Raw genomic sequence first — 1,832 nt, forward strand, 5'->3', positions numbered from 1 at the left:
TCTGAGACAGAACACTAGCCGTCATTGAAATAGGTCGGGGCGAGTATCGTCTTTGTCATAACGACCACCGCGATAGCAGCGATAGCTGCAAACAATCTCGGTCATTGGTTTGGAAACTTTGGTTTTCTCACGTAGGACGACTCGCACTTTTATGCCGGTACATTCCGGACCGCCAGTGCGAGTCGATTTAAGGAGACTGCACAATGACCACGATTGACCGCGAATTGAACATTCGCCCGCTCGATGTCGACTACAGCTGGCTTGAAAAGATGATCAGCGCGCTTTACGGAGGAACATCTTCACGGTGGGCCGTACTGTGTGTATGTTTCCAAGACGATCCAGATACGCTACCTTCGCTGGAGCCTCGCCAAAAACTATTCACGAGCGAGGGCGGCGGAACGATGAATATGCCGGAATTTTTCAGCGATATGTCGCATGGGCGTCTTGATCTCGATCGATCAAAGGTCTTCGGATGGTATCGACTTAGTCAGCCTCGCAGCGCCTATGTTGGGAACGTCTACCCGCAGCCTGACGGAAAGCTCAACCGAAATGGCCTGCTGGATGCCGCGCGTGCACTTGCGTCGGCCGATATGGCGGCATCCGGCACGTTCGACGGTGTCGTCGTGTCCGCGTATGGCAGTACCGACCTGTGTGGGTGGTTAGGAGGCATGGCCGCCCTGTGTGACGACGATTCGCTTCAGCCCAGCCTTCTCGGACAGGAGATGGGGCATGGATACGGGCTGGACCATGCGCGCCTTGAAGGTTCCTTTACAGACTATCGGGACCCGTGGGACGTGATGAGCACCGCGGCCTTTCCCGATCGCGAAGCACCGGATGAAAACTACGTGAACATCGGTCCGGGGTTAAATGCATGGTGTATGCGCTCCCGAGGCTGGCTCGACGAAAGCCGCGTGTGGAGTGGTCCCTATGGCGGGTTCGATTCAACAGTGACGCTCCGTCCACTGCACCATCGATCTCTTCCTGGCTATCTCGCCGCAGAAATTGGCCAATATCTTGTAGAGTTTCGCGTACGCGAGCGCTGGGATGCCGCGATTCCACGCGCGGCAGTGCTTGTGCATCGCTTCGAAGGTAACCATTCGTACCTTATGCCGGCGGTGAGTGGCAGCGAAGATCTTGTGAAGGGTGATCGATTTGAATCTGGACGCAGCGATGCACTACTGCGACCATATGTGTCGGCATCCGTGTTGGACATCGATGAAGGAAACCGAAGCGCGACGTTGCAATTATCCTGGCGGCCCGCTCAGCCGCCCAAGGATTACGACGTAGTAGGGCGGTTGTTCGGCGGCGTGGCTGTGGACGGGAATGGCGGTCTCATCGTGAACGGTGTTTATCATCCGGTTCCACCGCGGGGCCCTGAAAAAGTCTTGCTCAGCGCATTTGCACAGTATCTCTCGACAGACGTCACATCTGCGGTCGCGGCTGGAACGCAACTCAAGCGCGGCCTGATACGTGAGGTCGTGCGTCAAGCACTGACGCTACACGCATCGCTCGAAGATGTTTCCGAATCTCCTCCGAATTTCCGCTGACCAGGAACAGCTTTGCCTCCAGCGTGTCGGCGCCATTGGCAGGCGCGTGCCGGCGGCCGCCAATGGCGCCCCTCATGGGTTGGTGCGCTACAAGGGTGGTCACTTGCGAGTCAAGCGTCGCATCCTCAAGGTGCCTATCGCCTGGCGGGGATCAGACTGAAGAATCATGAACTTGCGCCATTTGCCACCGTCGAAGGCCCATAAAGGCTGTTGCTCTGAATTGACGTAGGTGGCCGGGCCGTGACTCATGATCGCGATGTTCGTATTTCCGGTCTCGTTAAGGTT

2 protein-coding genes are annotated in these 1,832 nt (G+C 56.9%); one reads left to right on the plus strand and one right to left on the minus strand.

Annotated features, from left to right (window positions below; translation table 11 throughout):
• Positions 1-203: 203 nt before the first annotated feature.
• Positions 204-1,547 (plus strand): hypothetical protein, encoded by a 1,344-nt coding sequence (locus BN2476_RS44455; protein WP_087740433.1) that lies wholly within the window; start codon positions 204-206, stop codon positions 1,545-1,547.
• 99 nt (positions 1,548-1,646) lie between these two features.
• Here the strand turns inward: BN2476_RS44455 and BN2476_RS47885 are convergent.
• On the minus strand, positions 1,647-1,832 hold a 186-nt coding region (locus tag BN2476_RS47885), incomplete at its 5' end, for a hypothetical protein (RefSeq protein ID WP_218274617.1).

The sequence above is a fragment of the Paraburkholderia piptadeniae genome (assembly GCF_900007165.1).
Lineage (GTDB): Bacteria > Pseudomonadota > Gammaproteobacteria > Burkholderiales > Burkholderiaceae > Paraburkholderia > Paraburkholderia piptadeniae.

Bases quoted from the DNA above. Each gene is read 5' to 3' on its own strand.
- BN2476_RS44455 (WP_087740433.1), top strand. From the start codon at position 204: ATGACCACGATTGACCGCGAATTGAACATTCGCCCGCTCGATGTCGAC.